The organism is Rhodobacter sp. P2_H5, assembly GCF_056403335.1.
On sequence record NZ_JBFUFS010000007.1, the window covers coordinates 113,130 to 138,371 of the forward strand.

At 65.4% G+C, this 25,242-nt stretch carries 28 protein-coding genes and 1 tRNA gene; 13 read left to right on the forward strand and 16 right to left on the reverse strand.

The annotated features are described in order from the left end of the window. Nucleotides 1-17 precede the first annotated feature (17 nt). The 3 genes from AC1DVR_RS11790 to glmU are packed head-to-tail and all read right to left on the reverse strand — an operon-like array spanning nucleotide 18 to nucleotide 3,733. Complete coding sequence (locus tag AC1DVR_RS11790; RefSeq protein ID WP_478000768.1) at nucleotides 18-566, reverse strand: pyridoxamine 5'-phosphate oxidase family protein; 549 nt, start codon at nucleotides 564-566, stop codon at nucleotides 18-20. Continuing rightward, entirely contained in the window at nucleotides 567-2,384 is a 1,818-nt protein-coding gene (glmS, locus tag AC1DVR_RS11795) for a glutamine--fructose-6-phosphate transaminase (isomerizing) (protein WP_478000769.1), read from the reverse strand. Further along, nucleotides 2,384-3,733, reverse strand: a complete 1,350-nt coding sequence (glmU, locus tag AC1DVR_RS11800; protein WP_478000770.1) for a bifunctional UDP-N-acetylglucosamine diphosphorylase/glucosamine-1-phosphate N-acetyltransferase GlmU — start codon at nucleotides 3,731-3,733, stop codon at nucleotides 2,384-2,386. Before glmU ends, glmS begins: the two co-directional genes overlap by 1 nt. Before the next feature lie 110 nt (nucleotides 3,734-3,843). On the opposite strand from glmU, the gene AC1DVR_RS11805 reads away from it, so the two are divergent. Genes AC1DVR_RS11805 through AC1DVR_RS11815 form a run of 3 tightly spaced genes read left to right on the forward strand, consistent with a single transcriptional unit; the run spans nucleotide 3,844 to nucleotide 7,060 of the window. Beyond that, complete coding sequence (locus AC1DVR_RS11805) at nucleotides 3,844-4,506, forward strand: HAD-IA family hydrolase (protein ID WP_478000771.1); 663 nt, start codon at nucleotides 3,844-3,846, stop codon at nucleotides 4,504-4,506. Nucleotides 4,507-4,547: 41 nt separating this feature from the next. After that, nucleotides 4,548-5,807 (forward strand): TCR/Tet family MFS transporter, encoded by a 1,260-nt coding sequence (locus AC1DVR_RS11810; protein ID WP_478000772.1) that lies wholly within the window; start codon nucleotides 4,548-4,550, stop codon nucleotides 5,805-5,807. 20 nt (nucleotides 5,808-5,827) lie between these two features. After that, nucleotides 5,828-7,060, forward strand: a complete 1,233-nt coding sequence (locus AC1DVR_RS11815) for a DegT/DnrJ/EryC1/StrS family aminotransferase (RefSeq protein WP_478000892.1) — start codon at nucleotides 5,828-5,830, stop codon at nucleotides 7,058-7,060. Between the two features lie 143 nt (nucleotides 7,061-7,203). Here the strand turns inward: AC1DVR_RS11815 and AC1DVR_RS11820 are convergent, their stop codons facing one another. The 8 genes from AC1DVR_RS11820 to AC1DVR_RS11855 form a co-directional block, all read right to left on the reverse strand. Next, nucleotides 7,204-8,280: a 2'-deoxycytidine 5'-triphosphate deaminase gene (locus AC1DVR_RS11820; protein ID WP_478000893.1), complete on the reverse strand. Its 1,077-nt coding sequence runs from the start codon at nucleotides 8,278-8,280 to the stop codon at nucleotides 7,204-7,206. Between the two features lie 100 nt (nucleotides 8,281-8,380). Then, nucleotides 8,381-8,458 (reverse strand) — tRNA-Pro (locus tag AC1DVR_RS11825). Nucleotides 8,459-8,580: 122 nt separating this feature from the next. Continuing rightward, nucleotides 8,581-9,663: a MerR family transcriptional regulator gene (locus tag AC1DVR_RS11830; protein WP_478000773.1), complete on the reverse strand. Its 1,083-nt coding sequence runs from the start codon at nucleotides 9,661-9,663 to the stop codon at nucleotides 8,581-8,583. Nucleotides 9,664-9,678: 15 nt separating this feature from the next. Continuing rightward, complete coding sequence (gene ihfA, locus AC1DVR_RS11835) at nucleotides 9,679-9,978, reverse strand: integration host factor subunit alpha (RefSeq protein WP_478000774.1); 300 nt, start codon at nucleotides 9,976-9,978, stop codon at nucleotides 9,679-9,681. A 267-nt stretch (nucleotides 9,979-10,245) separates the two neighbouring features. After that, a complete protein-coding gene (locus AC1DVR_RS11840; protein WP_478000775.1) occupies nucleotides 10,246-11,217 on the reverse strand; it encodes a beta-ketoacyl-ACP synthase III in 972 nt (323 codons plus the stop codon). Continuing rightward, nucleotides 11,214-12,362, reverse strand: coding sequence for a phosphate acyltransferase PlsX (gene plsX, locus AC1DVR_RS11845; protein ID WP_478000776.1), 1,149 nt, complete (start codon nucleotides 12,360-12,362; stop codon nucleotides 11,214-11,216). Before plsX ends, AC1DVR_RS11840 begins: the two co-directional genes overlap by 4 nt. A 22-nt stretch (nucleotides 12,363-12,384) precedes the next feature. After that, a complete protein-coding gene (rpmF, locus tag AC1DVR_RS11850) occupies nucleotides 12,385-12,591 on the reverse strand; it encodes a 50S ribosomal protein L32 (protein ID WP_478000777.1) in 207 nt (68 codons plus the stop codon). Between the two features lie 249 nt (nucleotides 12,592-12,840). Continuing rightward, nucleotides 12,841-13,449 carry a YceD family protein gene (locus AC1DVR_RS11855; RefSeq protein ID WP_478000778.1) on the reverse strand — a complete coding sequence of 203 codons (609 nt, stop codon included), beginning with the start codon at nucleotides 13,447-13,449 and terminating at the stop codon, nucleotides 12,841-12,843. A gap of 312 nt (nucleotides 13,450-13,761) precedes the next feature. On the opposite strand from AC1DVR_RS11855, the gene AC1DVR_RS11860 reads away from it, so the two are divergent. From AC1DVR_RS11860 to AC1DVR_RS11895, 8 genes are all read left to right on the forward strand, one after another. Further along, complete coding sequence (locus AC1DVR_RS11860; RefSeq protein ID WP_478000779.1) at nucleotides 13,762-14,253, forward strand: outer membrane protein assembly factor BamE; 492 nt, start codon at nucleotides 13,762-13,764, stop codon at nucleotides 14,251-14,253. A gap of 160 nt (nucleotides 14,254-14,413) precedes the next feature. Next, complete coding sequence (locus tag AC1DVR_RS11865) at nucleotides 14,414-15,169, forward strand: GNAT family N-acyltransferase (RefSeq protein WP_478000780.1); 756 nt, start codon at nucleotides 14,414-14,416, stop codon at nucleotides 15,167-15,169. A 47-nt stretch (nucleotides 15,170-15,216) separates the two neighbouring features. Next, a complete protein-coding gene (locus AC1DVR_RS11870) occupies nucleotides 15,217-17,016 on the forward strand; it encodes an ABC-F family ATP-binding cassette domain-containing protein (RefSeq protein ID WP_478000781.1) in 1,800 nt (599 codons plus the stop codon). 86 nt (nucleotides 17,017-17,102) lie between these two features. Continuing rightward, a complete protein-coding gene (ccmA, locus tag AC1DVR_RS11875; protein WP_478000782.1) occupies nucleotides 17,103-17,729 on the forward strand; it encodes a heme ABC exporter ATP-binding protein CcmA in 627 nt (208 codons plus the stop codon). Beyond that, the gene (ccmB, locus tag AC1DVR_RS11880; protein WP_478000783.1) at nucleotides 17,726-18,382 is read left to right on the forward strand and encodes a heme exporter protein CcmB; all 657 of its coding nucleotides are present in this window, start codon (nucleotides 17,726-17,728) and stop codon (nucleotides 18,380-18,382) included. The genes ccmA and ccmB overlap by 4 nt, the downstream gene beginning before the upstream one ends. 55 nt (nucleotides 18,383-18,437) lie before the next feature. After that, a complete protein-coding gene (gene ccmC / locus AC1DVR_RS11885; RefSeq protein WP_478000784.1) occupies nucleotides 18,438-19,169 on the forward strand; it encodes a heme ABC transporter permease CcmC in 732 nt (243 codons plus the stop codon). A 2-nt stretch (nucleotides 19,170-19,171) separates the two neighbouring features. After that, nucleotides 19,172-19,324, forward strand: a complete 153-nt coding sequence (ccmD, locus tag AC1DVR_RS11890) for a heme exporter protein CcmD (RefSeq protein ID WP_478000785.1) — start codon at nucleotides 19,172-19,174, stop codon at nucleotides 19,322-19,324. Continuing rightward, nucleotides 19,324-19,854 (forward strand): DsbE family thiol:disulfide interchange protein, encoded by a 531-nt coding sequence (locus AC1DVR_RS11895; protein WP_478000786.1) that lies wholly within the window; start codon nucleotides 19,324-19,326, stop codon nucleotides 19,852-19,854. Before ccmD ends, AC1DVR_RS11895 begins: the two co-directional genes overlap by 1 nt. A 107-nt stretch (nucleotides 19,855-19,961) precedes the next feature. Here the strand turns inward: AC1DVR_RS11895 and AC1DVR_RS11900 are convergent, their stop codons facing one another. The 4 genes from AC1DVR_RS11900 to AC1DVR_RS11915 are packed head-to-tail and all read right to left on the reverse strand — an operon-like array spanning nucleotide 19,962 to nucleotide 22,475. Further along, entirely contained in the window at nucleotides 19,962-20,189 is a 228-nt protein-coding gene (locus tag AC1DVR_RS11900; protein WP_478000787.1) for an N-(5'-phosphoribosyl)anthranilate isomerase, read from the reverse strand. Between the two features lie 54 nt (nucleotides 20,190-20,243). Then, nucleotides 20,244-21,224 carry a methyltetrahydrofolate cobalamin methyltransferase gene (locus tag AC1DVR_RS11905; RefSeq protein ID WP_478000788.1) on the reverse strand — a complete coding sequence of 327 codons (981 nt, stop codon included), beginning with the start codon at nucleotides 21,222-21,224 and terminating at the stop codon, nucleotides 20,244-20,246. 15 nt (nucleotides 21,225-21,239) lie between these two features. Continuing rightward, on the reverse strand, nucleotides 21,240-22,157 hold the full coding sequence (locus tag AC1DVR_RS11910; protein WP_478000789.1) for a methylenetetrahydrofolate reductase: 918 nt from the start codon (nucleotides 22,155-22,157) through the stop codon (nucleotides 21,240-21,242). Between the two features lie 15 nt (nucleotides 22,158-22,172). Continuing rightward, entirely contained in the window at nucleotides 22,173-22,475 is a 303-nt protein-coding gene (locus AC1DVR_RS11915; RefSeq protein WP_478000790.1) for a virulence factor, read from the reverse strand. Nucleotides 22,476-22,650: 175 nt separating this feature from the next. Between AC1DVR_RS11915 and AC1DVR_RS11920 the strand changes: the two genes are divergently transcribed. Both AC1DVR_RS11920 and AC1DVR_RS11925 read left to right on the forward strand, forming a co-directional pair. Further along, on the forward strand, nucleotides 22,651-23,784 hold the full coding sequence (locus tag AC1DVR_RS11920; RefSeq protein WP_478000791.1) for a Ppx/GppA phosphatase family protein: 1,134 nt from the start codon (nucleotides 22,651-22,653) through the stop codon (nucleotides 23,782-23,784). A 13-nt stretch (nucleotides 23,785-23,797) separates the two neighbouring features. Next, on the forward strand, nucleotides 23,798-24,535 hold the full coding sequence (locus AC1DVR_RS11925) for an RlmE family RNA methyltransferase (RefSeq protein ID WP_478000792.1): 738 nt from the start codon (nucleotides 23,798-23,800) through the stop codon (nucleotides 24,533-24,535). 85 nt (nucleotides 24,536-24,620) lie between these two features. On the opposite strand, the gene mepK is transcribed toward AC1DVR_RS11925, so the two are convergent. After that, on the reverse strand, nucleotides 24,621-25,190 hold the full coding sequence (gene mepK, locus AC1DVR_RS11930; protein WP_478000793.1) for a peptidoglycan L,D-endopeptidase MepK: 570 nt from the start codon (nucleotides 25,188-25,190) through the stop codon (nucleotides 24,621-24,623). Between the last annotated feature and the right edge of the window lie 52 nt (nucleotides 25,191-25,242).

Genomic DNA, 25,242 nt, shown 5'->3' on the forward strand with positions numbered 1-25,242 from the left:
CTGCGCGCCGCCTTGGCTCAAAGATTGGCCTCGATCCCGGTCGGCAAACCGTCGATCGACTCGCGATTTCTGGTGTCCCAGTAGTCCGCAAGCCCCTCCGGCCCCTTGCCCTCGGCCCAGGTCCGCAGCGTCGGCCTTTCGCGGGCATTGTCCATATAGGGCACCGCATAGCCGCAGGAGGTCTGCACAAGGTCGACCGTCATGTCGTAGATCTGCCGCGCGCCGGGGCTTTGCGGCAGCACCGCCATCAGCTCCGGCCAATCGGGGTCGGTGCGGTGCAGGCAGCGCGCCGTCCCGAAGGCACGCAGGATCAGGGGGCGGGTCCCGAAGCTGCACCACATCACGGTCATCCGCGGGTCAAGGCTCAGATGCGCCGCCGTCTCGTTGCCCGAACCGGTCAGGTTCAGCCAGATCAGCCGGTTGGGGCCAAGGACGCGCAAGGAGTCCATGCCCTTGGGCGACAGGTTGATCCGCGCCTCGGGGGCGGTGGAGGCGACAAAATAGATCGCCTGCGCCGCGATGAAGGCGGTGTGATCGGCGTCAAAGCCCTCGAATTGCTTGGCCATTCACTCCACCGTCACCGATTTCGCGAGGTTGCGCGGCTGGTCCACATCGGTCCCCTTGGCGATGGCGGTGTGATAGGCCAGCAATTGCGCCGGCACCGCGTAAAGCACCGGGGCGAAAAGCGGCGAGGCCTGCGGCATGGTCAGCGACCGCCACACACCTTTGCCCGCCTCGGCCACGCCCTGCGCGTCCGAGATCAGCAGCACCTTGCCGTGGCGGGCCATCACCTCCTGCATGTTCGACACCGTCTTGTCGAAAAGCGCATCGCGCGGCGCCAGAACGATCACCGGCACGCGGGCGTCAATGAGGGCGATGGGCCCGTGCTTCAACTCGCCCGAGGCATAGCCTTCGGCGTGGATGTAGCTGATTTCCTTGAGTTTCAACGCGCCTTCCAGCGCCAGCGGATACATGGCCCCCCGGCCCAGGAACAGCACATCCTGCGCCTCGGCCAGTTCCTCGGCGATGGTGGCGATCTGGTCGGACAGGCCCATCGCGTGGTTCATCAGCCCCGGCAGGGCGGCAAGGTCGTTCAGATGCCCGGCCATCGCCTGCGCATCCAAGCGCCCACGGTCCTGCGCCGCCTTCAGGGCCAGAAGGGCCAGCGTGATCAGCTGGCAGGTGAAAGCCTTGGTCGAGGCCACGCCGACCTCGATCCCCGCCATGATCGGCAGGGCGAGATCGCTTTCCCGCGCGATGGAGGAGGTGGCGACATTGACCACCGCCACGACCTTGGCAACCCGCTCCTTGGCGTAGCGGAGTGCGGCCAGAGTATCCGCCGTCTCACCCGACTGGCTGACGAACAGGGCCCAGGATTTGTCCGACAAGGGCGGCTCGCGGTAGCGGAATTCCGAGGCCACGTCGATGTCGCAGGGCAGGCCCGCGATCTGCTCGAACCAGTATTTCGCGACATGGCAGGCATAGGAGGCGGTTCCGCAAGCCACCAGCGTCAGCCGGTCCACCCCGGTGAAATCGACCTCGTCCGGCAGGCGCAGGCTGGGGCCAGCAGCGACGTAGCGCTTCAAGGCATCGGCGATGACCACCGGCTGCTCGGCGATCTCTTTCGCCATGAAATGCTTGTAGCCGCCCTTTTCAATTGTCGTGGCACCGACCTGAATCCGGCTCTCGGCGCGGTTGGCCAGACGGTCACTGGCATCGAAGATCTGCGCGCCCTTGCGGGTGATGACGGCCCAGTCGCCTTCCTCCAGATAAGTGATCCGGTCGGTCATAGGGGCCAAGGCAATGGCGTCGGAGCCGACAAACATCTCGCCCGTGCCATGCCCGATGGCGAGGGGGGAACCTTTGCGGGCGGCGATCATCAGATCATCCTCGCCGTCGAACAGGAAACACAGGGCGAAGGCGCCGTGCAGCCGCTTCAAGGTCTCGCGCGCGGCTTCCACCGGGGTGCGGCCCTGATCCATCAGGTGGCGGGTCAAAAGGGCGACGGTTTCGGTATCGGTCTCGGATTCCTGGGTCAGGCCAGCGGCGGCGAGTTCGGCGCGCAGCTCGCGGAAGTTCTCGATGATGCCATTATGCACCACCGCGACGGGGCCGGAGCGGTGCGGGTGGGCGTTGAGCGTTGTGGCAGCGCCATGCGTGGCCCAGCGCGTGTGGCCGATGCCGGATTTCCCGGCGAGCGGGTTGTGGACCAGCAGGTCCGACAGGTTCACAAGCTTGCCCACCGCGCGCCTGCGGTCCAGCGTGCCGTTGTTCACGGTGGCGATGCCCGCGGAATCATAGCCGCGATATTCCAGCCGCTTCAGCGCCTCGACCAGTTGCGGGGCGGCCTCGTGATTGCCCAGAACGCCGACGATCCCGCACATTATGATTTTCCTTTCGCGGCTTTCCGGGCCTTGAGCTGGTTGAAAAGCACGGTGGCGAGACCCGGTTTGGTGACCTGCCGCGCCCGGCCGATCGCCACGGCCTCGGCCGGCACATCCTGGGTGATGACCGAGCCCGAGCCGGTCATTGCGCCATCGCCGACCACAACCGGAGCGACCAGCATGGTATCGGACCCGATGAAGACATTCTTGCCGATCTCGGTCCGGTGTTTCATCACGCCATCGTAGTTGCAGGTCACGGTGCCCGCGCCGATGTTGGTGAATTCGCCGACATGGGCATCGCCAAGGTAGGTCAGATGCCCGACCTTGACGCCCTCATCCAGCACGGAATTCTTGATCTCGACGAAGTTGCCGACATGGACATCCTCGGCCAGTTCCGCGCCGGGGCGCAGGCGGGCGAAGGGGCCGACGGTGGCCCCGCGCGAGATATGGCAGCCTTCGAGATGGCAGAAACCCTTGATCTCGGCCCCGGATTCCACCGTGACCGCCGGCCCGAAGATCACATTCGGCCCCACCACCGCATCGCGACCGATCCAGGTGTCCAGCGCGAAGAAGACGGTTTCGGGGGCAGTGAGGGTGACGCCGGTCTCCAAAGCCTCGGCGCGCATCCGGGTCTGGAAGGCGGCTTCGGCTGCGGCGAGCTGTTGACGGGTGTTGATGCCCAGCGTCTCGGATTCCGGGCAGGTGACAAAGCCCACCGACATGCCCGCCGCCCGGGCGAGTTCAACCACATCGGTCAGGTAGTATTCCTGCGCCGCATTGGTGTTCTTGACCTGAGAGACCAGCGCAAACAGCGTCCGGGCCGAAGCACAGACCACACCCGAATTGCACAAAGTGATCTCGCGCTCCGCCGCCGTGGCATCCTTGAACTCGACGATCTTTTCCAGCTGATCGCCCTGAACGATCAGGCGGCCATAGCGGCCCGGGTCCTTGGCATTGAAGCCGAGGATGACCACGTCATGGATCGCCCGCGCCTCCAGCATCAGGCCAAGGGTTTCGGGCCGCACGAAGGGCGTGTCGCCGTAAAGCACGATGGCCTCGCCCTCGGCCTCGGCCAGCAGGGGGGCCGCCTGGGCCACGGCATGGGCGGTGCCCAGTTGCGGGTCCTGGACCACGGTTTCCACCGCCTCGTCAAACTCCGCTGCCGCTTTGGCCACGGCCTCGGCCTCATGCCCGGTGACGACGACGACGCGCGACGGCTCCAAGGCGCGGCCAGCGGCCAGCGCATGGTGCAGCATCGGCACGGCGGCGAGTTTATGCAGCACCTTGGGCAGGTCGGAATTCATCCGTGTTCCCATGCCAGCCGCCAAAACGATCAATGAAACCTGCATCCGCTCTTTCCTTTGTTCTTGCCCCGTTTTACCCCGCAAGAGCCGGCCCGCAAGGGGCAAGGCTTCACGCGATGTTACAGCACGGGCCAAGAGGCCGGTTTGGAGGCGAAATGCGCACGGTGGTCTTTGATCTGGATGGCACGCTGGCCGATACCAGCGCGGATCTGCTCGCCTCGGCCAATGAATGCTTTGACCGGCTGGGGCATGGGCCGCTGTTAGGCCCGGGCGATGCCCTGACCGCCTTTCATGGCGGGCGGGCGATGCTGCGCTTGGGCTTCTCGCGGCTTGATGCGCCTTGGACCGAAGAGGATGTCAGTCGCGAATACCCGAACCTTCTGGCGCATTACGCCGAGGGCTTGGATCGCGAAACGCAGCTTTACCCCGGCGCCGTGCAGGCGGTCGAGGCCTTGCGCCTTGCGGGCTATGCCACCGCGATCTGCACCAACAAGCCCGAGGGGCTTGCCGTCGAACTGGTCCGCCGTCTCGGCATCAGCGACCTTTTCGGCGCGCTGATCGGGGCCGATACCTACCCGGTGCGCAAGCCCGATCCCTTGCCCTACCGCATGGCGGTGACGCGGGCCGGGGGGGCGCCCGAACGCTCGCTTCTGATCGGCGACACGCAAACCGACCGCGATACGGCGCGGGCGGCGGGGGTGCCGATTGTGCTGGTGACCTTCGGGCCGGAAGGCGAGGGCGTCAGCCGCCTGTCGCCCGATGCGCTTCTGCGACATTACGATGACCTTCCCGTGCTAGTCTCGCGCCTGATTTCCTGAGACAAACCCGGCCACAACGTCGGATGATATTGGAGAGACCCATGCCGGACGCGACCCCAGCGCCCGCCTCACGCCATGCCGTGACCTTCGTGATGATCACCGTGCTCTTGGACATGGTGGGATTTGGCATCATCATTCCGGTGCTGCCCAAGCTGATCGAGACGGTGGGCCATGTCGACCTGGCCGAGGCGGCGCGGATCGGCGGCTGGATGGCGGCGGCTTATTCGGTGGCACAGTTCGGCTTTGGCCCCTTCATGGGCAACCTCTCGGACCGCTTCGGGCGCAGGCCCTTGCTTTTGCTGTCGATCTTCGGCCTCGGCGTCGACTTTCTGGCGCAGGCGTTGGCGCCGACTTTGGCCTGGCTGTTCTTCGGGCGCATCCTCGCCGGGGTTTGTGGCGCCTCCTGGGTGATCGCCAATGCATATATCGCCGACATCACCCCGCCCGAGGGCCGCGGCAAGGCCTTTGGCATGATGGGCGCGGCTTTCGGTCTGGGCTTTGTCATAGGTCCGGCCATCGGCGGCTTGTTGGGCGAGTTCGGGGCGCGGGTGCCTTTCTATGTCGCGGCACTGATCTCGGGCCTCAACCTTATCTATGGGCTGTTTGTGCTGCCCGAGACGCTGACCCCCGCCAACCGCCGCCCCTTTGACTGGGCGCGCGCCAATCCCTTCGGCGCCTTCCGGGTCTTTGCCCGCTACAAGGGCGTCTTGCCCATGTGTCTGGTCTTGGCCTTTTTCTTCTTCTTCAGCTCGATCTACCCCGCGATCTGGCCCTTCTGGGGCAAGGCGCGCTTCGGCTGGTCCGAGGCGACGGTGGGCCTGTCGCTCGCCCTGTTCGGCCTGGTGATGGCGGGGTTTCAGGGCGGGCTCTCGGGTCGCTTCATCGCCTGGTTCGGCGAACGGAAATCGGTGGCAATCGGGCTTCTCTGCGCCGGGCTGGTGGCGACGGGCTATGGCTTTGTCGGCACCCTGCCGATGGTGGTGCTTTTGATGTTCGTGCATGGGCCGGAGGGCTTTGTCCATCCGATGCTGACGGCGCTGATGTCCAAACGCGTGCCCGAGAATGCCCAAGGCGAGCTGCAGGGCGGGCTGTCGGCGATCATGAATGTGGCGATGCTGCTCGGGACAGTGTTTTTTGCCCAGCTCTTCGGCTATTTCATGTCGGAAGAAGCGCCTTTCCAATCGCCCAATGTGTCCTATTTTGTGGCAGGTGCAGGGATGGCGCTGACCCTGGTCCTGTTTCTCTGGCTGATCGGCCATGCGCGGGATGAGGCGATCTTGATGAAGGATGCGGCGGAATGAATGACACTTTGCCCAACGGGATGCAGGAACGTTTCACCGGCAGTTTCACCCAGCAGGAGCCGATCCCGGAAGCCGGGATCGAGGCCGCCATCGCCGTGCTGCGCCATGGCCGGCTGCATCGCTACAACACCGCCCCCGGCGAAGTGGCCGAGACGGCGCTTCTGGAGGAGGAATTCGCCGCGCTGACCGGGGCGAAATATTGCCTCGCCGTGGCCTCGGGCGGCTATGCGATGGGCTGTGCCTTGCGCGCCCTGCAACTGCGGGTGGGGGAGCCCGTGCTGACCAATGCCTTCACCCTGGCCCCGGTGCCGGGGGCGATTGCGGCCTGTGGCGGCAGCCCGGTCTTTGTCGAGGTCACGGAAGACCTCGTGATCGACTTCGCCGATCTGGAGGCCAAGGCCCGCGTGAGCGGGGCGCGGCTGTTGCTCCTGTCGCATATGCGCGGGCATCTGTGCGACATGGAGGCCCTGATGCGGCTTTGCGACGGGCTGGGCCTGACGGTGATCGAGGATTGCGCCCATACGATGGGGGCGGCGTGGAACGGCGTCGCTTCAGGGCGGCATGGCAAGATCGCCTGCTATTCGATGCAGACCTACAAGCATGTGAACTCGGGCGAGGGCGGGTTTCTGATCTCGGACGATGCCGAGCTGATGGCGCGGGCGATCCTGCTGTCGGGCAGCTATATGCTCTACGCCAAACACCGCGCCGCCCCGCCGCCCGAAGTGTTCGAGACTGTGCGGATGGAGGTCCCGAACGTGTCCGGCCGGATGGACAATCTGCGCGCCGCCATCCTGCGCCCGCAGCTGAAGGAATTGCCCGACCGCGTCGCCCGCTGGGAGGCCCTGTACCGCGCCCTAGAGACCGGCCTGCGCGCCACCCCGGGTCTGCATCTGGTCGCGCGGCCCGCGGCGGAACGCTTTGTCGGCTCCTCCTTCCAGTTCCTGCTGCCGGACTGGTCACCGGCGCGGATCGCGGCCTTCCTGACCCGCAGCGTGGCACGCGGGGTGGAGCTGAAATGGTTCGGCGCGCCGGACCCGGTGGCTTTCACCTCGCGCTATGACCATTGGCGCTATGCCAGCCCGCAAAGCCTGCCGCAAAGCGACCGGATCCTCGCCGGGCTGATCGACCTGCGCCTGCCCTTGACCTTCACGCCGGAAGACTGCGCCCAGATCGCCCGGATTGTCCGCGCCGAGGCCCTGGCCGTGGGGCAGGGACCGGAGCCGGAAGCCATGGTGGCACCCGCGATCCAATAGGGCGCTCGGCGGACCCGGCTGGGGTGATGAGCGCCCGGAAAACCTTCCAGTGGAAGGTTTTCAGCGAAGAACGCCGCGCAAAGCTTTGCGCGGCCGGGCGTCCCCCAGACCCCCGTGGGATATTTGGGGACCAATGAAAAAATTTAGACAAGTTTGAATTGTTTGGCGAGCTTGAGGCCCTGGCCTTGGTAGTTCGAGGCGATGCCCATGCCGTAAAGCATGTCGGGGCGGGCGGCCATCTTTTCGTAGACGAGGCGGCCGACGACCTGGCCGTGTTCGAGCACGAAGGGCGCTTCGTGGCAGCGCACTTCGAGGACGCCGCGCGAGCCAGCGCCGCCGGCCGCGGCATGGCCGAAGCCGGGGTCGAAGAAGCCGGCGTAATGGACGCGGAATTCGCCGACCATGGCGAGGTAGGGTGCCATCTCGGCGGCGTAGTCGGGGGGGATGGTCACGGCCTCGCGGCTGACCAGGATGTAGAAGGCGCCGGGGTCGAGGATGATCTGGCCGTTGGTGGCGCGAATCTCCTCCCAGAACTCCCGCGCGGGGTAGTGGCCGATGCGGTCGAGGTCGACGACGCCGGTATGGGGCTTGGCGCGGTAGCCGAGGAGGTCGCCTGCGGTCGGGCGCAGATCGACCGAAAAGCCGAGGCCTTCGGAGATCACCGGGGTGCCGGAGACCAGGGGCTCGGTCGCGTGGAGTTCGCGCAGGGCCTCGTCCGAAAGGGTGGCATGGCCAAGGCGGAAGCGGATCTGGTTGAGCCTTTGGCCGGGACGGACGAGGACGGAAAAGCTCCTCGGGCAGACCTCGGCATAGAGGGGACCGTGGTAGCCTTCGGGGATGCGGTCGAACTCGGTGCCGCCATCGATGATGGTGCGGGTCAGCAGATCCAGACGCCCGGTCGAGCTTTTGGCATTGGCCACGGCGGAGAGGCCTTCGGGCAGGGCCAGCCCCTCCATCAGAGGGATGACATAGACCGCGCCCTTTTCCAGCACGGCGCCCTGGGTCAGGTCGACCTCGTGCATGGTGAACTCTTCCAGCCGTTCGGCCACCTTGCGGCCGGCCCCGGCGAGGAAGGAGGCGCGCACCCGGTAGGCCCGGGTCCCGAGCCGCAGATCGAGGCTGGCGGGCTGGATCTGGGCGGCTTCGATGGTGGGCAGGCCGGTGATGGCGCCCGTGGCAATCAGCTGGCGCAGGCGCTGCGAGGGCAGGACACCGGCCATGTGCTCTGGGTCGGTCATGCTGCAACTCCTCCGCGCAAGTCTGTGGCTTCAAAGAGAAAACCGCCCGCAAGGCCAGCGGCCCTACGAGCGGTTTCTTTAATGGTCGGGCCGGAGAGATTCGAACTCTCGACCTCCCGCCCCCCAGACGGACGCGCTAACCAGGCTGCGCTACGACCCGACGATGGAGGCGATACATAGCGATATTCCGGGCAGGGGCAAGCAGGAAAATTCATCTCTGGTCCGGGATATGACATGGGCATGACGAGGCCACCACGGAGCCAAGCCTGGCGCATGGCGGGCCTAGCGCCGCGGCCGCTGCGCCTCGACCATCTGGGCCAGGAGGAGGCCAAGACGCGGGTGCAGTTCCGCCAGCTTTGCCTGCGTGGCGGGCGACAGCGGCCCCTCCAGCGCGCGCAGGCGGGCGGCGAGGCCCGAAAGGTCGGGCAGCGGCAGGCCCTCCGTCGCAGGAAGCTCGGGCGCTGCGGAATCGATCCTCTGGTTGGTATCCACCACATCGGCAACCGGCGGTTCGACAAAGTCGGAGAGCGGGATGTCGTAGGCGGCGATCAGGGAATCATCGGCGGCATCCTGATCCAGCGCCTCGGGTGCGCCAAAGCTGTGCAGACGTCCCTCGGGCGCCTCGGCCTCGTCTTCGACAAAGATATGCGGCGCCTCGGGCACCGGTTCGTCCAGCGGCAGCTTGGCCTGCTTGGGTGGCTCGCCGGAGGGCGCGGCCTTCGGGCGGCGCGGCGCAGAGAAGGCGAGAAAGCCGCCTTCGCCCGCGCGCGGAATGGCCCCGGCGAGTGCTGCCTCCGCCGGTCCCGGCTCGGCGGGCAGGGCATCGGGCGAATCGTCGATGACCGGCTCCTCCGCCTCGGCAAGAAGGTGCGCGGGCGCGGGGGGGCGCATGTCGGGCAGGGTCGGGAACAGCGATTGCACGGCGGCCCCGGCGCCCTGCGGCGGCGGATCAGCGACCGGGCGCAGCGGCCCCGCGCCGCTCGGCATCGCGAGAACCTGGCCCATCAGCGGCGGTGCGGCCTCTTCCGTCTCGAAAGGCGCCACGGCCTCGGCAGAGATCACGTCCTCCGCCTCTTCCAGATCGACAGCGCCCAAGACGCCGCCCAGGGCCGCAACATGGCGGATGCCCTGCTCGCRCAGGATTTTCTGGACGCCGCGGATCGTCATCCCCTCGACATGCAACAGATGCCGGATGCCCGACAGCAAGGCCACATCCGCCGGTCGGTAATACCGCCGCCCGCCGGCCCGCTTCACCGGCTTGATCTGCGGAAACCGGCTTTCCCAGAACCGTAGCACATGGGCGGGGGTCTCCAGCACATCGGCCACTTCGGAAATGGTTCGGAAAGCGTCCGGTGCCTTGTCCATCCGGCCTGACCGCCCTTACTTGCCGCCGCCCGCCACGCGATCCTTCATCAGATGCGAGGGACGGAAGGTCAGAACCCGGCGCGGCGAAATCGGAACCTCGTCGCCGGTCTTGGGGTTGCGGCCAACGCGCGCGGTCTTGGAGCGCAGCGAGAAGGTGCCAAAGGAAGAGATCTTCACCGTCTCGCCCGCGGCCAGCGCGTCCGAGACATATTGCAGCACCGATTCCACCAGTTGGGCGGATTCGTTGCGCGACAGGCCCACTTCACGAAAGACCGATTCGCTCAAGTCCATGCGTGTCAGCGTCTTTTCAGCCATGCTGTCCCCCTCTGGTGTTTCCAAAAGGATGTAGCGGATCAAAATGCGAGTCAATAAGAATGCCTTGGAACAAGGGCTTGGCGCGCGTTCTTTAGATGCTGGCTTCACTGGGCGCAGGGCCGGGAGAACCAGGGGCCGGGTAAACCGCGGCCCCATGTCACCAAGTACCGGGCAAAGGGGCCACTTTCCCCCCGCACCCCCCTTCATCCAGAGGCAAATATCCCACGGGAGGTCCGGAGGGTGTGAAACCCTCCGGTCCGGCAGATGTCACCAGCGCAACACCACGGCACCCCAGGCGAGGCCGCCGCCGATCGCCTCGGTGACCAGAAGGTCGCCTTGCTTGATCTGGCCGCGCTCTACGCCGATCGACAGCGCCAGCGGGATCGAGGCGGCCGAGGTGTTGCCATGGTCCTGCACGGTCACCACGACGCGCTCCATCGGCAGCTGCATCCGCTTGGCGGTGCCTTCGATGATGCGGATATTGGCCTGATGCGGCACGATCCAGTCGACGTCCTCACCCGAGAGCCCGACCTTCTCCAGCGCGCCATGCGCCGATTCGGCCAGCTTTTCAACGGCATGGCGGAAGACTTCCTTGCCCTGCATGCGCAGTTTGCCGACGGTTCCGGTCGAAACCCCGCCATCGACGTAGAGCAGGTCCTTGAAGCGGCCATCGGAATGCAGGTCGCTGGCCAGGATGCCGCGGTCGGCGTTGGTGCCCGAAAGCTCCTGCGCCTCCAGCACCAGGGCGCCGGCGCCATCGCCGAACAGCACGCAGGTGCCGCGGTCGGTCCAGTCCATCAGTTTCGAGAAGGTCTCGGCCCCGATCACCAGCACGCGCCTCGCCTGGCCCGACAGGATCATGCCGTTGGCGGTGGACAGCGCGAAGATGAAGCCGGCGCAGACCGCCTGCATGTCGAAGGCAAAACCGCGCGTCATGCCAAGCTTGGCCTGCACCATGGTCGCGGCCGAAGGGAAAGTCAGATCGGCGGTGGAGGTCGCCAGAACGATGGCGTCGATGTCATCGGGCACCAGACCGGCATTGGCGAGTGCGGCCCGCGCCGCCTCGGCCGCGAGGTCCGAGGTGTTCTGACCCTCGGCCGCGAAATGCCGTCGCTCGATCCCGGAACGGCTGCGAATCCATTCGTCCGAAGTGTCGATCAGGCTTTCGAATTCCGAATTCGGCACGATGCGTTCGGGCAAATAGTGCCCGACGCCCGTTACCACGGCGCGCAATGTCATGAAGTCTGTCCCGTTCCCGCATCCGGAGCCAAAGTCGCGGCCCCCCCTGCGGTACTCTGCCCGCTTGCCAAAGTGGATGCAACCCGCGCCGCAAGCCTTTCGCGGAAACCGGATTTCGCCAGCTTGTAAGCCATGTCCAGCGCCGCCGCGACCCCGGTGGCATCCGAGGAGCCATGCGATTTCACCACGATGCCGTTCAGCCCCAGAAACACCCCGCCATTCGACCGCCGCGGGTCCATCCGCTTGCGCAGACGGTTCAGCGTGGTCAGGGACAGCACGGCGGCCATCCGCGAGAAGATCGAGGCGTTGAGCTCTTCGCGCAGGAAATCCGAGATCAGCCGCGCCGTGCCCTCGGCGGTTTTCAGCGCAACATTGCCGGTGAAGCCATCGGTCACGATCACATCGACCCGCGAGGAGGGCAGGTCGACGCCCTCGACATAGCCGATATAGTCATAGTCGCCCATCACGGCGGCGGCGGCGATCAGGTCGCTGGCGGCCTTCAACTCGGCGGAACCCTTGTGTTCCTCGGTGCCGACGTTCAGCAACCCGACGCGCGGCCGGGTCAGACCCATGCCGTTGCGCGCGTAGGAGGCCCCCATCAGCGCATATTGCGCGAGGTCGGCGGCATCGGCCTTGATATCGGCGCCGGCGTCCAGCATCAGATTGTAACCGCCCGGATTGCGGCTGGGCCACAGGCAGGCGATCGCCGGGCGGTTGACGCCGGGCAGCTTGCGCAGGCGGATCATCGCCACCGCCATCATCGCCCCGGTATTGCCGCAGGATACCGCCACCTTGGCCTCGCCCGAGCGGACGGAATCGATGGCGCCCCACATCGAGGTGCCCTCGCCATGCCGCATCACCTGGCTCGGCTTGTCCTGCATGGTCACGACCCGCGCCGCGTGGCGGATCAGCACCCGGCCCGTCAGGGCGGGCTGACGCGCCAGAAGCTTCGACAGCTCGGCTTCGTCACCGTGGAGGATGAAATCGGCATCGGCCATTTCGGGCGCACAAATGGCAAGACCGGCGACAACTGCCACCGGTCCGCGGTCGCCACCCATGGCGTCGACCGAAAGTACGATACGATCAGACCCCCGCGCCGTCTTGGGCGTGCCTTCGGCGTCGGGGCCTGGGCTCGCTTGGGACATCGGATTGCCTGCGAGGGGCGGCTTACGCCGCGTCCTCGTCGTTCAGGACGGCAGGCGCCGAGGCCACGACTTCGCGGGCATCGTAATGGCCGCAAGCGCCGCAAACGTGGTGCGGGCGCTTCAGCTCGCCACAGTTGGAGCATTCAGCCGGGTTTGCGGCCACGAGCGAGTCATGGGCGCGGCGCATGTCGCGCTTGGAGGAGGTCGTACGATTCTGCGGGACTGCCATGTCACACCTTAAACTGAAAGGGGACAGACCCCTGATTTCTTTGCTGTTTCCGGGATACCGAGCCCGGAACAAGCCCCGGTTCAGCCCCTTGGATGAGGCGCGGAACATAGACGGATTTCCGCCACGCGCAAGCCCTTTTCTGCAAGGTTTCCAGCCGCGTGGCCAAGCTGTATCCCGGGCCGCGTGTTCCGCGCGGCACGGGGCGGGCTTTGCCGGGGCCCGGGGGCCCGACAAAGAAGGGACGCCGGTTCAGACCTTGTCCGCGCCGTCGTCCTTGGCCTTCAGCACCAGCCCCGCGAGGCCGGCAAAGGGCTTGAGGTCGCCCTCGCGCAGGGGGGACTTGCCGGGTTCGGTATAGACCGCCTCGCCCAGTTCCACCCCCGGCGCGCGCGGGTAGAGCGGCAGGGCCAGGGCCAGGGCCTCGATGGCGACGGCGGCGGCGTCGATCACCTCGGGCAGGGGTTCCATCGTGTCGTCGTCGGGAATCTCGATCTCATCCGCCTCGGGCTCGATGAAATCGGCAAGATATTGCCGGCGCACCTCTTCGTCGATCTTCGTCGTCACCGGCTCCAGCGAGATCGAGCAGGGCTGCACCACCCGCGCCGACAGGGCGCCGCGCAAAACCATGTCGCGCTTGCCCGCCGGGCGGATGTCGCCGTCAAATTCCAGCACGGGCAGATCCAGGAGGCCCAGCACCTCGGCAATCGCCTTGCGTTCGGGGGCCGAGGGGCGAAACCGCACATGGGTCGAGGTGCGCCCGGCGATGGCGGCCACGCGGAACGGCAGGCTGGGCAGGGCCGGATCGGCCTTTGCAGGCTCGGTTGCGGCGGTTTCAGGTTTCATCGGAGATTTGGTCATGACAGGCTCCTGTGCTGGCGGCGGGCTTTGAACCGCTATCGGCCATGGGTCAAGCGTTCCTTTCTTGAACCGGGGCCTCTGCATGATGTAAGCGATGGTACAGGAGATTGCAGGCCCGCAGAGGACTTCAAGACCCGGCTTTGTCAAAAAGGTGCGGCGCCGGTGGCCCAGGACCTTCGCGGCGGGCCATCGAGATGAGGCGAAAGAGTTCGGATCCGGCAGGCCCGTCAGGGCAAAGGCGGGTCAGGCGGGTTTGGCAGGGCAGGGGAAGGCATGGCTTTCGGCGCAGGAAACACAGACGGACAGGGCGCAATGCCCGGCTCCGGGGCCATCATAGGCAAGGGGCGCAGGGTCTCGACGGCGTTGGTCCGGGCTGCCGGTGGGCTGGCCCTGGTTCTGGCCATGGCCTGCACCCCGATTTACGCCAACCACGGCTATATCCCCGATGAGCAGGATCTGGCCGAGGTCAAGCCCGGGCTCGACACCCGCGATTCGGTGGCGGCCTTTCTGGGCCGGCCCTCGACCGAGGGGCTCTTGGGCGACAAGGAATGGTTCTACGTCCAGAGCCGCTGGAAGACCGTCGGCGGTCATGCGCCGCAGGAAATCGACCGTCAGGTCGTGGCGATCACCTTCAACGACGCGGGCAAGGTCGCCAATGTCGAGCGATTCGGGCTGGAGAAGGGCGAGGTCGTCACCATCTCGCGCCGCGTGACCACCGAAACGATCAAGGGCAAAAGCTTCATCCTGCAATTGTTCGGCAATATCGGCGGGCTCGACCCGGCGCAGCTTCTCAACAAGAAATAGCCCGGCCACCCGGGCCAGGGGTACGACCCGGACGCGGCACCAGCGTCCGGGCGCCGGAGTTTTATCCAGCTTCTCCATTGCATCCGCTGCCGCGTGATGGCCAAATCCGCAAAGCGCCCACTCAAAGACCGAGGCGGGGACAGCAAGGACGGGAGAGAAGATGCAGCCTTTGAGGCGCGGTCCCTATACCGCGCGCCTGTTGAGCGGTGACGATGACCTGACCGAGGCGCAGGCCCTGCGCCATCTGGCCTTTCGCCGGGGCGCCGGCGGGGCGGGGTCGGGCGGGGCCGGCTCGGGGCTGGACCATGACAGTTTCGACATCATCTGCCGCCATCTTCTGGTGCACGAGGCGCAGGGCGCGCTGGTCGCCTGCTGCCGCCTGCAGGACTTTCCCGCCGGCACCGATCTGTCGGCCAGCTACTCCGCCCAGTTCTACGACCTGAGCCGCCTGTCGCATTTCGCCGGGCGCAAGATGGAGCTGGGCCGCTTCTGCCTGCATCCCGCCCGCCACGACCCCGAGATCCTGCGCCTGACCTGGGCCGCCCTGACCTCGATCGTCGATGCCGAGGCGATCACGCTGCTCTTCGGCTGCTCCAGCTTTGCCGGGGCTGATCCTGCGCCGCACCGGGTGGCGCTGGCCGCCCTGCATCCCTTTGTCGCCCCGCCCGAATTTGCGCCCGGCCCGCGGGCGCGCGAAAGGGTGGCGCTGCCCTTGGGCGGTGGCGACCGCGCCGCCCTGCCGCCCCTGTTGCGCACCTATCTGGCGATGGGAGGCTGGGTGTCCGACCATGCGGTGATCGACCGCGACCTCGACACGCTGCACGTCTTCACCGGCTTGCCGATTTCCGCCGTGCCGCAGCCGCGGGCCCGCGCCCTGCGTGGCATCGTCGGGCAGGATTCCCCCGCAACGCCGTGACGCTAAAGGTTGACCGCATCCGCCCTTGGCCTTAGGGGCAGGGCATCATGGCACGCGCACCCCTTTTGCAACTCTCCGATCTGTCGCTGACCTTTGGCGGCAACCCCTTGTTCGAGGGCATCACCCTCACCGTTCAGCCCGGCGACCGGCTGGCGCTGGTGGGCCGCAACGGCTCGGGCAAATCCACCCTGATGAAGGTCATGGCCGGCAGTGTGGAGGCCGACAAGGGCCTGCGCGTCGTCTCGCCCGGCGTCACGGTCGGCTATATGGAACAGGACCCCGACATGTCGGGCTTCGCCACCTTGGGCGACTACGCCGCCAGCCGCATCCCTGAGGGCGAGGGCTACCGGGTTGAAGTCGCGGCCGAAGGTCTGGGCTTCAAGCCGGATACCCCGGTGTCTTCCGCTTCGGGTGGTGAGAAACGCCGCGCCGCGCTGGCCAAGCTGGTGGCCGAAGCGCCCGAGCTGATGCTGATCGACGAGCCGACCAACCACCTCGACATTGCCGCCATCGAATGGCTGGAAAACTTCCTGGCCGAAACCCGCGCCGCCTATGTGCTGATCAGCCACGACCGGGCTTTGCTGAACCGCCTGACCCGGCAGACCTTCTGGCTGGACCGCGGCGTGCTGCGCCGCCGCGAGCTTGGTTTCCTCGGCTTCGAGGAATGGCGCGAAGAGACCTGGGAGGCCGAGGACGAGGCCCGCCACAAGCTCGACCGCAAGATCAAGGCCGAGGCGCGTTGGGCCGTCGAGGGCATCTCAGCCCGGCGCAAGCGCAACCAGGGCCGGGTCCGCGCTTTGGCGGCGCTGCGCGAGGAACGCTCCTCCCAGATCCGCCGCAAGGGCACCGCGGCTTTGGAGTTCGATTCGGGTTCAACCTCGGGCAAGAAGGTGATCGAGGCCAAGTCGATCTCGAAAGCCTTCGGCGACCGGGTGCTGTTCGACGATTTCAGCCTGCGCATCCTGCGCGGCGACCGCGTGGCCTTTGTCGGCCCGAACGGCGTCGGCAAGACCACGCTTCTGAAGATGCTGACGGGGGAGATTGCGCCCGATTCCGGCACGGTGTCCTTGGGAACCTCGCTGGAAATCGCGGTTTTCGACCAGACCCGGGCGCGTCTGGACCCAGAGGCGAGCCTTTGGCACAACCTGACCAATGACCCTTTGATGGCCGTCTCGGGCAATTCCGATCAGGTCATGGTGCGCGGCAATCCGAAGCATGTGGTGGCTTACCTGAAGGACTTCCTCTTTGACGAGGCGCAGGCCCGCGCCCCGGTCAAATCCCTGTCGGGGGGCGAAAAGGCCCGGCTTCTGCTGGCCAAACTGATGGCCAAGCCGTCGAACCTGCTGATCATGGACGAACCGACCAACGATCTGGACGTCGAAACTCTCGACCTTCTGCAGGATATCCTCGGCGAATACGACGGCACCGTGCTTCTGGTCAGCCACGACCGCGATTTCATCGACCGGGTGGCCACGACCACCGTGGCGCTTGAAGGGAATGGCAAGGCCACCGTGTATCCCGGCGGCTGGTCGGATTACGCCGCCCAACGCGGGGTTGCGGCGGTGGAAACCCCGCAGGCCAGCAAACCCGCCCCCGCCCCGGTCCGCGCGCCGAAAAAACCGGCCGAGGGTCTGAGCTTCACCGAGAAAAAGCGCCTCGACAGCCTGCCTTCAGTGATCGCCCGGATGGAATCCGAGATTGCCAAGCTGAACGAGCTGCTCTCTGACCCGCAACTTTACAAGCGCGAGCCGGTGAAGTTCCAGAAAGCTTCCGACATGCTGGTCGAACGGCAGGAGGCGCTGGCGGCGGCCGAAGAGGAATGGCTGGATCTGTCCGACAAGGCGTGATTGGGCGTGATCTTGGCCCGAATGCCGCAGGTCTTCATCCGGGGCAGGGCTTGCTGGCCCGCCCCAGACCGGGATAAGTCTTTGCCATGATAGAGGTTGAGGATCTGAGCATTGCGCGCGGTGGTCTGCCCGTGCTGGAGGGCTTGCGCTTCGCGCTGGCCCCGGGTCGCGTTCTGATCCTGCGCGGCGCCAATGGCATCGGCAAGACCACCCTCCTGCGCACCCTGGCCGGGCTGCAACCGCCTCTGTCGGGCCGGATTGTGGCCGAGGCCGACAGCATCACCTATTCCGGCCATGCCGACGGGCTGAAGGCCACGCTGACCGTGGCCGAGAACCTGACCTTCTGGGCCGAGGTGCATGGGCTGGCGCAGGTCTCGGCGGCCCTGTCGGCCATGAACCTGACCGCCCTGCAAGACCGCCGCGCCGCCGATCTGTCGGCAGGCCAAAAGCGCCGCCTCGGCCTGGCGCGGCTTATGGTCACCGGACGCAAGCTCTGGCTGATGGATGAACCGACGGTTTCCCTCGACGCCGCCTCGGTGGCCCTCTTCGGCGCCATGCTGCGCGGTCATCTCGGGCAGGGCGGTTCTGCCATCGTCGCCACCCATATCGACCTCGGCCTGCCCGAGGCCGAAGTGCTGGATCTCTCCCCCTTCAAAGCCAATCCTTCCAAGCCCGGAGCCGCCACGGGCGCCTTTGACGAGGCCTTCCTGTGAAGGCGCTCCTGCTGCGCGATCTGCGCCTCGCGGTGCGGGCCGGGGGCGGCTTCGGCCTCGGCCTCGCCTTCTTCCTGATGGTCGCGGTGCTGGTGCCCTTGGGCGTGGGTCCGGCGGGGGAGCTCTTGTCACGGATCGCCCCCGGCATCCTCTGGGTCGGCGCGCTGCTGGCGAGTCTTCTGTCGCTGGACCGCATGTTCGCCCTGGATTTCGAGGATGGCTCGCTGGACCTGATGGCCGTCTCCCCTTTGCCGCTGGAGGGCGTGGCCGCAATGAAGGCCCTCGCCCATTGGCTGGTCACCGGCCTGCCGCTGGTGCTGATCTCGCCCGTGCTCGGCCTGCTTCTGAGCCTCGATCCGCGCGGTTATGTCTGGCTGGTGGCCTCGCTTGCGTTGGGGTCGCCCGCCCTGTCGCTGATAGGATGCTTCGGCGCGGCCCTGACCGTGGGGCTGAAGCGCGGCGGGCTGATCCTGTCCCTGATCGTGCTGCCGATGTATGTGCCCACCCTGATCTTCGGGGCCGAGGTGGTGCGGCGCGGGGCTGCTGGCACCGACCCGATGGTGCCGCTTTTGCTGCTGGCCGCCATCTCGCTCGGCGCCGGCGCACTCTTGCCATTCGCCTGTGGTGCGGCAATACGCGCCAACCTGAAGTGACAATCTGACGCTACTGTGATTTGCAAAGAAAAACGCCGTTGGGCACAGGAGATCCATGTCGATCTGGGAATACGCCAACCCCAAGAAGTTCATGCAGACCTCGGGTCAGGCCCTGCCCTGGGTCTCCGGGCTGGCGATGATTTTGCTGGTCGTGGGGCTGGTCTGGGGATTTTTCTTCACGCCGGATGACTACAAGCAGGGTTCGACCGTCAAGATCATCTACCTGCATGTGCCGGCGGCGATGATGGCGATTTCGGCCTGGTTCATGATGCTGGTGGGCTCGCTGATCTGGCTGATCCGGCGGCACCATGTCAGTGCGCTGAGCGCCAAGGCGGCGGCGCCCGTGGGACTGACCTTCACGGTGATCGGCCTTGTGACCGGGGCGATCTGGGGCCAGCCGATGTGGGGCACCTGGTGGGCCTGGGACCCGCGGCTGACCTCGTTCCTGATCCTGGGGCTGTTCTACCTCGGCTATATCGCGCTTTGGGCCGCGGTCGAGGACCCGGATACGGCGGCGGACCTGACCTCGGTCCTCTGCATCGTGGGATCGGTCTTCGCCTTTCTGTCACGCTATGCTGTGCTGTTCTGGAACCAGGGCCTTCATCAGGGCGCCTCGGTCTCGGTGGCGGGGGGGGATCAGGTGTCGAATGTCTTCGGCTATCCCCTGGCGGTTTCGGTGGCGGGGTTTGTGCTGCTGTTCGTGACGCTGGTCCTGTTGCGCACAAGGACCGAGATCCGTACCCGCAGGATAAAGGCGCTGATCGCGCGCGAAAGGGCAGAGGGGTGATCATGCCGGATCTCGGGAAATATGCCGTCACCGTGCTGGGGGCCTATGGCGCGGCCCTGGCGCTGCTGGTGGCATTGGTGGTCCTGACGCTGTGGCAAGGGGCCAGGATGAAACGGGCGCTGGACGAGGTCGAGCGCCGCGAAAGGAAAGACTGATGGCGTTCAAACCGCTGATCCTGCTGCCCTTGGGCGTTTTTGCCGTCTTCGGCTATCTGGCCTTTGCGGGGATGCAGAAGGGCGACCAGCCCTTGCCCTCGATGATGGAGGGGCATGAGGCGGCCGCTGTGCGGGTCACCGCGCTTGGCGATGGTCCTGCACCGACCGATGCCGATTTGCGCAAGCCGGGGGTGAAGCTGTTGAACTTCTGGGCCAGTTGGTGCCAGCCCTGCCGCGTCGAACATCCGATGCTGGAGAAGCTGCAGGCCGAGGGTGTGACGATCTATGGCATCAACTACAAGGACAAGCCGGCCGACGCGCTGAAATTCCTTGGCGAGATGGGCAGTCCCTATGCGCAGATCGGCGCCGATGCTGGGCCGATGGCGCTCGATTGGGGGGTTTACGGCGTGCCCGAGACCTATGTGATCGACGGCAAGGGCGTGGTGGTGCTGCGGTTGGCGGGGCCGATCACCGAAGACAACCTGGAGAGCATGGTCCGACCTGGGATGGCGAAAGCTGCGGCCGAGTAACCTGATTTTCTGCGAAAATCACGAGGGGACGAATTTTCTGCGAAAATTCAGTACGCTGATCTTTCGCAGAAAGATCGATCTCTAAATTTTCGCAGAAAATTTGTGCTCTAGAAACGCACTGCGATCGGCCCGGAATGGCAGATCACCACCAATTGGCTTCCCGCCTCGATCAGATGAAAGCCCCGCGCCCGGACGGCTTGTTCAAAGCGTGGCAGGCCAATCTCGGCCTCTATCCAATTCTTGCTCCGTCGGATGACACCGCCCTGTGTCACGGCCTTGGCTGCAAAAACCTGATCAAGCCAGAATTCAGGATTGTGGATGCGGATGGTGTCCATGGGGCGATTCTATCGCCCCATGGTTAACAAGTTCTTTAACGATCAACCCCGATCTCAGCCCCGTGCACGACGCCCGCCGCGGCGGCCCGAAGTGGCGGCGGTGGCTGCGGCCGAGGCCTCGGCGAAGGTCGCACCGGCCTCGACGGCTTCGATCACCTTGGCGAAACGGATCCATTCGCCGCCATTGGCATCATGGTTCATCAGGAAATTGGCGGCGCGGATCGCCTCCATTTCCGGCTGACGCACCGGGTTCATGATCGCGCTGGTCATCCCTGCGCCAATCGCCATCGGCAGGAAGGCCGCGTTCACGCCATGGCGGTGCGGCAGGCCGAAGGAGATGTTGGAGGCGCCGCAGGTCGTGTTGACCCCAAGCTCCTCGCGCAGGCGGCGGACCAGGGCGAAGACCTGCTGGCCGGCCGAGCCCATGGCGCCGACCGGCATGACCAGAGGGTCGACCACGATGTCATGCGCCGGGATGCCGAAATCGGCGGCGCGTTCGACGATCTTCTTGGCCACGGCAAAGCGCACGTCGGGGTCCTGGCTGATCCCGGTGTCGTCGTTGGAGATCGCCACCACTGGCACATTGTACTTTTTCACCAGGGGCAGGATGCGCTCCAGACGTTCTTCCTCGCCCGTCACCGAGTTCAGAAGGGGCCGACCTTCGCAGGCCAGAAGCCCGGCCTCAAGGGCGGCAGGCACCGAGCTGTCGATGCACAGGGGCACATCGGTGATGCCCTGGATGATCTCGATCAGCTTCTTCATCAAGGGCGGTTCGGTGAAGTTGTTGTCGGCATAGCGCGGATCAACAGCCATCTTGTTGGTGAAAACGGCGCCCGAGTTCACGTCCAGAAGGTTTGCGCCGCAGGCGACCTGCTCCAGCGCGTCGCGGATCACGGTGTCGAAATTGTCGAGCTCCAGCTCGGCGGCAAGCTTCTTGCGGCCGGTGGGATTGATGCGCTCGCCGATCACGCAGAAGGGCTCGTCAAAGCCGATGATCACGGTTTTCGTTTTCGATTCAACGACGGTACGGGTCATTGTTCAACCTCCCTCTTACGCTTTGGCCGGCACGCCTGCGGTGCCGCCATTATCGGTTACCCATTGGGCATTGGTCTTGATGCCACCCAGCGGGAAGAAATGCACCTGCTCGATGTTGAAGCCCGGGGTCTTGGCCTTGTGCGCGGCCAGTTCGGCCACGACATCGGTCGGCTCATAGGGCAAGAGCAGCTTGGTCACGTCCATGGCGCGCTTTTGCAGCACACGCAAGGAGGGGCCGACGCCGCAGGCGATGGCGAACTTGATCAGGGTCTGGAGTTTTGCCGGACCTGCCACGCCGATATGCACCGGCATCTTGACGCCCGCCTCTGCCAGCTTGTTGGCCCAGGCGATCACCGGGGCCGCCTCGAAGCAGAACTGGGTCGCGATCGCCATCTTGGCATCGGTCCGGTCGGCGAAGGCCTGTTTCCAGGCCAGGGCCTTCATCACGATGGCATCTCCACCGTCCTTGTCGATGTCCTTGTTGCCCTCGGGGTGGCCCGCGACATGCAGGCGTTCAAAGCCGTCGAACAGGCCCGTCTCGATCATCTGCATCGAATTGTCGAAATCACCTGCGGGCGTAGAGACCCCACCGCCCAGCAACAAAGCCTGCTTGACCCCGGCCTCGCCCTGATAGCGCGCGATCCAGGAGGCGAGGGTGGCCTTGTCATGGATGATCCGCGCCGGAAAGTGCGGCATCACGTCAAAACCTTCGCCGGCGATCCGCCTGGCGGTGGTCACCATGTCTTCGATCGGCGTGCCCTCGATATGGGCGATGTAGACGCGGGTGCCCTTGGGCAGCAAGGCGCGGAAATCCTCGACCTTCTCGGCGGTGCGCGGCATGACCTCGATCGAATAGCCTTGCAGGAAGGCCTCGACCTCTTCGGTCACGGGGGCGGGGGTTGCGGCGTCGCGGCGGAAGTTGAACAGGGCCATGTCGTGTCCTTTAAATCAGGCTTTCGCCCAACCGTCAGAGGTGATGAGGGATTTCAGGCGTTCGGAATCATATTCGGCCTCGATCTTGGCGGCTTCGGCCTCGGCCACCGCCATCTGCTCGCCTTCGACGCTGAAGGGCGGCGCTTTTCGCCATTCGGCGAGATAGGCATCGGCATCCTTGGCGCCGATCTTCATGGCGCAACGGTCGATGGCCTGTTCGAACCTTTCGGTCAGCTTGACCTTGGCGCCCGAGCGGCCCTTGCCGACGATGATCTGGGCGGGAATGTCGCGCCAGTAGACGATGGTGACTTCGGGCATTTGCTGATTCCGGCGAATGAATGTGAGACCCTGTGTAGCGCCGATTTGCGACAGCCGATGCCGGATTTCGACATGAGGCAGCTCCAATGCGACGGGGCCCATTCCGCCCGATTGCGGGCTTGAGCGCAAGTCACAACGGGTCTACGATGGGGGCAACCATAGATGGAGGGCGGCGATGACGCCCCAGCGTCCCCGGGGAGCGGACGCAGAAACGCGCGAGGTTGATCCTGTGACGGGATCCCTCCTGCCGGAAACGTCTGGCTCCTCTACGACCGGATCCCGGCTTTATGCCGCCGTGGATCTGGGAACAAACTCGTGCCGGATGCTGATTGCCCAACCGCGTGGCAGTCAGTTTCAGGTCATCGACAGTTTTTCCAAGACTGTCCAGCTTGGCGCCGGGCTTGAGGCGTCGGGGAAATTGTCGCGCGCCTCGATGGGGCGCACGATTCAGGCTTTGCGCATCTGCCAGAAGAAGATCGAAAAGCACGGCGTCAAACGGATGCGTCTGGTCGCCACCGAAGCGAGCCGGCGCGCCAAGAATGCCCGCGAGTTCATGCGCCAGATCCGCCGCGAGACCGGGCTGACGGTGGATATCATCGGCGCGGAGGAAGAGGCGCGGCTGGCCGTGATCTCCTGCGCGCCGCTGGTGCGGCGCGAATCGGAACAGCTGCTGATCGTCGATATCGGCGGCGGCTCGACCGAACTGGTGTGGATCGACCTGTCGGATGTCGAACCCGAGGATCGGCCACGGTCGATCATGCGGCTATCCTCCGGCTTTGAACGGCAGGGCAAGGGCGATGCGCGGGTGGTGGACTGGATCTCGGTTCCCCTCGGCGTCGCCACGCTGAAGGACCAGTTCATCGACGTGGAAGACGATGCCGCCCGCTTTGCCCTGATGAGCTGGTTTTTCGAGGAAAGCCTCGCCACCTTCTCGCCCGCCAATGCGGCGCAGCCGAGGAAGGGCTTCCAGATCATCGGCACTTCGGGGACCGTGACCACGGTCGCAGCCTCGTTTCTGGGGCTCAGACGCTATGATCGGGCGAAAGTCGATGGTCTGGTGATGAGTTCCGACCAGATCGACCTTGTCATCCGCGACTATCTGGCGCTTGGTCCCGAGGGGCGCCGGTCGGACCCGCGCATCGGGCGCGACCGGCATACGCTGATCATGTCGGGGGCGGCGATCCTGCAGGCTTTGATGCGGATCTGGCCGACCGATCAGCTTTCGGTGGCGGATCGTGGTCTGCGCGAAGGTCTGCTATACGCACAGATGAGCGCCGACGGCGTGTTGGAAGACGGACCTTTTGAGTGATGGGCCTTGACGTATGACTGAGACGAATGATTCCGGACGTGGCCGGCGCGAGCTGCGGGTGAAGGTCAAGACGGCCAAGGGCAGGAAACTGTCCTCGACCCTCTGGCTCGAACGGCAGCTGAACGACCCCTATGTGATCAAGGCCAAGCGCGAGGGCTACCGTGGCCGCGCCGCCTACAAGATCCTGGAGCTCGATGACAAATACGGCTTCCTCAAACCCGGCGCCCGGGTGGTTGACCTCGGCTGCGCGCCGGGCGGCTGGTGTCAGGTGGCGGTGCCGCGGGTGAATGCTTTGGGCGAGAAGGCCGGTAAGCCGATTGGCACCGTGCTCGGCGTCGATTTGCAGGAGATCGAGCCGATTGCTGGCTGCGAGCTGCATCAGCTCGACTTCCTCTCCGAAGGCGCGGATGAGCTGGTCAAGGGCTGGCTGGGTGGCAAGGCCGATGTGGTGCTGTCCGACATGGCGGCCTCGGCCTCGGGGCACAAGGGCACCGACCACTTGCGGATCATCGCCTTGGTCGAGGCGGCTTTGGCCTTTGCCTTCGACGTGCTGGAAGAGGGCGGCACCTTTGTCGCCAAGGTTCTGGCCGGCGGCGCCGAGGTGCAGATGCAGACACTTCTCAAGAAATCGTTCAAGAAAGTGGCCAATGTGAAACCCCCGGCCAGCCGTGCCGATTCGTCGGAGAAGTTTGTGGTGGCCCAGGGCTTCCGCGGCCGCTCTGCCGAGACGGATGCCTTCACGCAGATCTGATCGTTTCGGATTTGTCGGCAAACGAAAAAGGGCACCCGCGGGTGCCCTTTTTCGTGTCCGGCAAATTTCTGTCCGGGCCTTTGTCTCAGCCAGCCCAGGTGCGCACCGGGCCGCAGTCCATGTGCACGAAGTTGGAGCGGTAGTAGTGGCCGACGCCACCCGCCTGGCAGGCCTGTGCTGCCGAAGCCATCTGCGACACGCTGCGCGAGCGCAGACGCAGGTCGGCGGCCATGCCCTGGATGTGCAGCGAATGCTTGGCCACGCCGTGCGATTCCGAACGAAGCATCGCATTGGTTTGCGGTGTGCGGTAGCCCGACAACAACATGTAGGGCTCTTTGACGTCCAGAAGGTGGTGCGTCGCTGCGATGATGTCCATGTTGTGCGGGTTCATCGCGATGGTCTGGTCAGCGCGCAGATCGCGCATGAAGTGGCTGATTTCCTTGACGACTTCCGGGATGTATTTGCCATCGACCCAGTAGATCGCATTGACAGTTTCGCCCGAACGTCCGGAGTACATATTCACGCGGCGGATGTCGCCGGCTCCTTTCAGGAAGCCGAAGGCCTTGGCATAGGTCGGTGCGGCAACGACTGTTCCAGCTGCAAAAATCCGCAGCAAAGCACGCCGCGAAACCCCTGCGTTTTCCGTTTCCATCATTGTGAAGCCTGTCCCGTATGTCTCTGTGTGACCGTCTTTGCGACGGCTTTGT

Bases quoted from the DNA above. Each gene is read 5' to 3' on its own strand.
- AC1DVR_RS11865 (WP_478000780.1), top strand. From the start codon at position 14,414: ATGCAGCCTTTGAGGCGCGGTCCCTATACCGCGCGCCTGTTGAGCGGT.
- AC1DVR_RS11900 (WP_478000787.1), bottom strand. From the start codon at position 20,189: ATGGACACCATCCGCATCCACAATCCTGAATTCTGGCTTGATCAGGTT.
- AC1DVR_RS11925 (WP_478000792.1), top strand. From the start codon at position 23,798: ATGACTGAGACGAATGATTCCGGACGTGGCCGGCGCGAGCTGCGGGTG.
- AC1DVR_RS11855 (WP_478000778.1), bottom strand. From the start codon at position 13,449: ATGACCAAATCTCCGATGAAACCTGAAACCGCCGCAACCGAGCCTGCA.
- glmS (WP_478000769.1), bottom strand. From the start codon at position 2,384: ATGTGCGGGATCGTCGGCGTTCTGGGCAATCACGAGGCCGCCCCGCAA.
- AC1DVR_RS11805 (WP_478000771.1), top strand. From the start codon at position 3,844: ATGCGCACGGTGGTCTTTGATCTGGATGGCACGCTGGCCGATACCAGC.
- AC1DVR_RS11920 (WP_478000791.1), top strand. From the start codon at position 22,651: ATGACGCCCCAGCGTCCCCGGGGAGCGGACGCAGAAACGCGCGAGGTT.
- AC1DVR_RS11815 (WP_478000892.1), top strand. From the start codon at position 5,828: ATGCAGGAACGTTTCACCGGCAGTTTCACCCAGCAGGAGCCGATCCCG.
- ccmA (WP_478000782.1), top strand. From the start codon at position 17,103: ATGATAGAGGTTGAGGATCTGAGCATTGCGCGCGGTGGTCTGCCCGTG.
- AC1DVR_RS11905 (WP_478000788.1), bottom strand. From the start codon at position 21,224: ATGACCCGTACCGTCGTTGAATCGAAAACGAAAACCGTGATCATCGGC.
- AC1DVR_RS11910 (WP_478000789.1), bottom strand. From the start codon at position 22,157: ATGGCCCTGTTCAACTTCCGCCGCGACGCCGCAACCCCCGCCCCCGTG.
- rpmF (WP_478000777.1), bottom strand. From the start codon at position 12,591: ATGGCAGTCCCGCAGAATCGTACGACCTCCTCCAAGCGCGACATGCGC.
- mepK (WP_478000793.1), bottom strand. From the start codon at position 25,190: ATGATGGAAACGGAAAACGCAGGGGTTTCGCGGCGTGCTTTGCTGCGG.
- AC1DVR_RS11810 (WP_478000772.1), top strand. From the start codon at position 4,548: ATGCCGGACGCGACCCCAGCGCCCGCCTCACGCCATGCCGTGACCTTC.
- AC1DVR_RS11870 (WP_478000781.1), top strand. From the start codon at position 15,217: ATGGCACGCGCACCCCTTTTGCAACTCTCCGATCTGTCGCTGACCTTT.
- plsX (WP_478000776.1), bottom strand. From the start codon at position 12,362: ATGTCCCAAGCGAGCCCAGGCCCCGACGCCGAAGGCACGCCCAAGACG.
- ccmD (WP_478000785.1), top strand. From the start codon at position 19,172: ATGCCGGATCTCGGGAAATATGCCGTCACCGTGCTGGGGGCCTATGGC.
- AC1DVR_RS11895 (WP_478000786.1), top strand. From the start codon at position 19,324: ATGGCGTTCAAACCGCTGATCCTGCTGCCCTTGGGCGTTTTTGCCGTC.
- AC1DVR_RS11820 (WP_478000893.1), bottom strand. From the start codon at position 8,280: ATGGCCGGTGTCCTGCCCTCGCAGCGCCTGCGCCAGCTGATTGCCACG.
- glmU (WP_478000770.1), bottom strand. From the start codon at position 3,733: ATGCAGGTTTCATTGATCGTTTTGGCGGCTGGCATGGGAACACGGATG.
- AC1DVR_RS11840 (WP_478000775.1), bottom strand. From the start codon at position 11,217: ATGACATTGCGCGCCGTGGTAACGGGCGTCGGGCACTATTTGCCCGAA.
- ccmC (WP_478000784.1), top strand. From the start codon at position 18,438: ATGTCGATCTGGGAATACGCCAACCCCAAGAAGTTCATGCAGACCTCG.
- AC1DVR_RS11860 (WP_478000779.1), top strand. From the start codon at position 13,762: ATGCCCGGCTCCGGGGCCATCATAGGCAAGGGGCGCAGGGTCTCGACG.
- AC1DVR_RS11915 (WP_478000790.1), bottom strand. From the start codon at position 22,475: ATGCCCGAAGTCACCATCGTCTACTGGCGCGACATTCCCGCCCAGATC.
- ihfA (WP_478000774.1), bottom strand. From the start codon at position 9,978: ATGGCTGAAAAGACGCTGACACGCATGGACTTGAGCGAATCGGTCTTT.
- AC1DVR_RS11790 (WP_478000768.1), bottom strand. From the start codon at position 566: ATGGCCAAGCAATTCGAGGGCTTTGACGCCGATCACACCGCCTTCATC.